The organism is Salipiger sp. (assembly GCF_059781815.1).
The window spans coordinates 5,086-8,380 of sequence record NZ_JBYNAH010000088.1; the positions used below are offsets into that span (position 1 = coordinate 5,086).

3 protein-coding genes are annotated in these 3,295 nt (G+C 67.8%); 1 reads left to right on the top strand and 2 read right to left on the bottom strand.

The annotated features are described in order from the left end of the window. Nucleotides 1–62: 62 nt before the first annotated feature. Nucleotides 63–1,634, bottom strand: a complete 1,572-nt coding sequence (locus AC6RA4_RS12005) for an ABC transporter substrate-binding protein (protein ID WP_500160565.1) — start codon at nt 1,632–1,634, stop codon at nt 63–65. A gap of 104 nt (nt 1,635–1,738) precedes the next feature. On the opposite strand from AC6RA4_RS12005, the gene AC6RA4_RS12010 reads away from it, so the two are divergent. Beyond that, a complete protein-coding gene (locus AC6RA4_RS12010; RefSeq protein ID WP_500160567.1) occupies nt 1,739–2,416 on the top strand; it encodes a DUF1028 domain-containing protein in 678 nt (225 codons plus the stop codon). Nucleotides 2,417–2,426: 10 nt separating this feature from the next. On the opposite strand, the gene AC6RA4_RS12015 is transcribed toward AC6RA4_RS12010, so the two are convergent. Then, entirely contained in the window at nt 2,427–3,140 is a 714-nt protein-coding gene (locus AC6RA4_RS12015) for a FadR/GntR family transcriptional regulator (protein ID WP_500160585.1), read from the bottom strand. Nucleotides 3,141–3,295: the final 155 nt, after the last annotated feature.

The window sequence follows — 3,295 nt, forward strand, 5'->3', positions numbered from 1 at the left end:
GGCCCCACGCCCCGCGCCGGTCGGACCGGGCAACGCCCGGTCCGAAACCCCTGTGAAAAGGCTCAGTCCTTGCTCACCCCGTCCAGCAGCAGGAAGAAGGACGGCTGCAGCTCGAACCCCTCGACCCGGTCATTGGTCACCGCGTTCTGCTTCCAGTTCGCCACGAAGACCCAGGGCGCGTCCTCCTGGACGATCTCCTGCATCTGCTTGTAGAGCGCCGCGCGTTCGTCTTGGTCGGTGGCCACTCGCGCCTTCTCGAGCAGCGCGTCGACCTCCGGGTTCGAGTAGTACCCGGAATTGAATCCCCCCTTGTCGGGCCAGGCCTCGGTGCGCAGCGCGAGGAAGGGCAAGGTGTCGGGGTCGTTGGTCATCCAGGCCATCTCGGCCATGTCCGCCTTGCCCTCGAGCCCGGGGTTCACCTGTCCGAGGAAGGTGTTCCATTCGTAGGTCTCGATCTTCGTGGTCAGCCCCACCGCGTTGAGATCGGCCTGGATCGCCGTGCCCATCGCCACCGGGTCGAGCATGCCCGAACCGCCCTCGGTGACGTAGAAGGTCAGCTCCGCGCCCTCGGCCCCGGCCTCGGCGATCAGGTCTTTCGCCTTCTCGGGATCGTAGGGGTAGGGCTCGAGCGCCTCGTTATAGGCCCAGGCAAAGGCCGGCGGGGTCGGGCCGGCGGCGACCTCGGCGGTGCCCTCGAGCACGTCGTTGACCAGCGCCTCCTTGTTGATGGCGTAGTTCGCCGCCTGCCGCACGCGCTTGTCGGCGAAGGGGCCTTCCTTGGCGTTGAGGATCAGGAACCAGACATGCGGGCCGGCCTGCTCGAAGACCTGGAAGGCGTCGCCCTGGAACTGCGACAGCGCCACCGGCGGCACCTCGACCATCATGTCGATGCCACCTGCCAGCATCTCGGCGGTGCGGGTGTTGGCGTCGGTGATCGGGCGAAAGACGACCGCCTGCAACTCCGGCGCGCCGCCCCAGTAATCGGGGTTGGCCTCGACCACGACCGCCTCGTTGCTGCGCCACTCGGCGAAGGTGAACGGCCCGGTCCCCGAAGGGTTGCGGCCGAAGTCGGCGCCGTGTTGCTCGACCGCCGCCGGCGAGACGATGAGCCCGGTCGGGTAGGCGAGGTTCGACAGGAACGGCGCGTAGGGCTCCGAGAGGCTGAATTTCACCGTCATGGTGTCGAGCGCCTCGACGCTCGACACCGAGGAGAAGAAGAAGGCCAGCGGGAATGGGCCGGTGTTGTGATAGGGGTGGTCCTCGTTCAGCATGCGCTCGAAGTTGAACACCACCGCCTCGGCGTCGAACGGGCTGCCGTCATGGAACGAGACGCCCTCGCGCAGGGTGAAGGTATACTCGGTGCCATCCTCGCTGATCTCCCAGTCGGTCGCCAGCGCCGGCTCGACCTCGAGCGTGCCCGACTTGTAGCGCACCAGCCCGTCATAGACATTCATCAGGATGCGGAAATCGTTCACCGCGGTGACAGCCGCCGGGTCGAGCGCCTTGGGTTCGGCGATCTGGCCGACGATCAGCACGCCGGGCGGGGTCTGCGCCGCGGCAGGAAGGCCGAAACTCAGGGCAAGCGCGGTGCCGGCGGCGAGCACGCCCCTCCGGGTCCAGGTCAGCAGGTCCATTTTTTCATCCTCTCCGTTGGCTGTGTGCGACAAATTATCATGATCAATTGAAGCAGGCCAAATTATCGTGATAAATTCAACTTGAAATCTCCACGGAGTCGCCAGTGACCTTCTCGCTTCTCGTTCATGACCACGAATCCGGCACTTACGGCGGTGCGGCGGCGACGGGCAGCCTCTGCGTCGGGGGCTGGGTGCTGCGCGGCGGGCTCGATTCGGGTCTCTCTGCCAGCCAAGGTACCGCACCTTCGACCTTCTGGGGCGAGGATGTGTTGCGCGCCATGCGCGACGGATCGTCCGCACCCGAGGCGGTGGCGTCGGTCACAAGCGCCGATCCGGGGCGTGGACACCGCCAGCTGAGCGCGCTCGATCTCTCGGGGCGGACAGCGGGGTTCACCGGGGATGCGAGCGTGCCTTATGCCAACCACATCGCCGAGCCGGGGCTCGTCGTGGCGGGCAACATGCTGGGCGGCGACGGCGTGCTGCCGGCGCTGCGGCGGGGCTATCTGGAGGCGGTGGGCAGCATGGCCGAGCGGCTGGTCGCGGCGCTGCGCGCGGCGGATGCTGACGCGTCCGACAAGCGCGGGCTGAAATCGGCGGCGCTGCTGGTCTTGCACCCCGAGCGGCCGCCCCTGACCCTTCGCATCGACTATGCCGAGGCGCCGCTCGATGCGCTCGAGGCGCTGCTCGGGCGGGCGACCTCCTCGCCCTATGTCGACTGGCTCGAGGTGGTGCCGGTGGCGGTCGACCGCGGCCGCGCGCCGAAGACCGCGCCGAAGATCTGAGGCTGCCGGTTCACTCCGCGATGAAGCGGCGCAGCACCTCGGCCTCCTGCTCCTGCATCTGTTCCTCGGCGCCTTCCATGTGATCGCGCATGATCCGGCGCGCCTTCTCGGCGTCGCCCTCGCGCAGCGCCTTCACGAGGTCGAGCTGGTGCCGGCGGCCGGCCTCCCAGAGCGCGCGGTTGTGCGGCTCGTAAAGCCGGCGCCAGACCGTGAGCTCGGTCAGCATCCGCGCCATGAAGCGCACCGCGAAGGCCAGCAGCGGGTTGTCGGAATAGGAGGCGAGCAGGGCGTGGAACTGCAGCGACGAGACATGCTGCGCGCGCTCCTCCTCGACGGTCTTCGCGGGCTCGGGATATTCCGCCACCACCGCCTCGAGCGCGGCGAGCTGTTCCTCGCTGAGCTTGCCGGCGAGGGTCGCCGCGACCTCGGGTTCGAGCAGCTTGCGGAGCTGGTAGATGTCCTTGATCGACAGGTCGCGGAAGTAGAAGAAATTCGCCAGCAGCGAATGCGCCCGGTCGGGCGAGACTTCGGCCACAAAATTGCCGCCGCCGGGGCCGGTGCGGGTCTCGACAAGGCCCTGCGCCTCGAGGATGCGCATGGCCTCGCGCACGGTGCCCTTGGAGCGGCTGTAGCGTTCGATCAGCTCGGCTTCGCCCGGCAGGCGATCGCCGGCCTTGAGCTGGTGCTCGACGACCCATTCCTTGATCGTGTCGGCAAGCTGCACCGGGCGCGAGCGCTTGGGCGTGAAGTTCTTGGATCGTTGCGGCACAAGGTCCTCCGGGAGCCCGTCACCGGCCCGGCAGGGCGGCGGTGGGGATCCTGTCATCTTAACGCCGGTCAGTTGCCTTGGGCCAGCGCTGACGTTCAGGTTTTCGCGAG